The sequence below is a fragment of the Corallococcus sp. AB045 genome (assembly GCF_003668895.1).
GTDB classification, from domain to species: domain Bacteria; phylum Myxococcota; class Myxococcia; order Myxococcales; family Myxococcaceae; genus Corallococcus; species Corallococcus coralloides.
The window spans coordinates 1-932 of sequence record NZ_RAWN01000424.1 but is presented as its reverse complement, the minus strand read 5'-3'; the positions used below and the strand labels follow the sequence as shown (position 1 = coordinate 932).

The 932-nt window shown below is 71.7% G+C and carries 1 protein-coding gene and 1 pseudogene; both read left to right on the top strand.

What is annotated here, in order from left to right:
* Positions 1-290: pseudogene (locus tag D7Y21_RS41255) on the top strand (PEGA domain-containing protein); the annotation flags it as partial.
* 2 nt (positions 291-292) lie between these two features.
* Entirely contained in the window at positions 293-604 is a 312-nt protein-coding gene (locus tag D7Y21_RS41250) for a hypothetical protein (protein ID WP_121718614.1), read from the top strand.
* Positions 605-932 lie beyond the last annotated feature (328 nt).

Below are 932 nucleotides of genomic sequence, written 5' to 3'. Positions count from 1 at the left end.
CCCCTGTCTTCGAGCCGCCCCCGCAGCCGCCGCCCGCGCCCCCCGCGAAGAAGATGACGCGCAAGGAGCGTGAGGCCGAGGCGAAGCGCCAGCGCGCGGAGGAGGCCCGCCTCAAGCGCGAGGAGGAACAGCGCAAGAAGGACGAGGAGGAACAGCGCAAGAAGGACGAAGAGGCGAAGCGCAAGGCGGACGAAGAGGCGAAGCGCAAGGCGGAGGAAGACGCCCGGCGCAAGCGCGAGGAAGAGAAGAAGCGCCCCAAGCTCGACGAAGACGATCTCCGGAACTACTAGCCATGCGCCGCCTTTCATCGCTCATCGTTCCCTCGGCCCTTGTCCTGGGCCTGTCCGCCTGCAGCCTGCTCGTCAGCTTCGACCCCGAAGGGCAGCCCTGCGACCGCGGCCAGTGCCTGGAGGGCTACGTCTGCCGCAACGAGGTCTGCACCTCCGAGGACGGCACCCCCACCGACGCCGGCACGTCCGACGCCGGCACCAGTGATGCCGGCACCACCGACGCCGGTGGCGACTCGGACGCCGGTGACGACACGGACGCCGGCCTCACGGATGGCGGTCTGCTGCCCGACGGCGGCGTCCGCGACGGGGGCTGAAGTCCCGCGCCGGGCCCGTCGTCACCGGTCGCCGGTGACGGGGCCTGCCGCCGTTGCCGCCGCGCCTTGCGTCCCTGGCTCCAGGGGACCCGGGCGCGGCGCCCTGTAAACACTCCCGCACGTGGCCGCCGGGCCGCGCCGTGTCCCCCCGGACACGGCTGCCTGCCGCTTGGCACCACCGCGAAACCCCTGTCATTCCAGCCACTTGAACGCGATGTCCGCGCCGGGGAGCACTTCCGGTGCGTGGCATCATCCGTGCTCTGACGCGGGCCCAAGGAGGCATCATCGACATGGGCAAGCGCGTGGGAGTGCTGATGGGCGGGTGGGG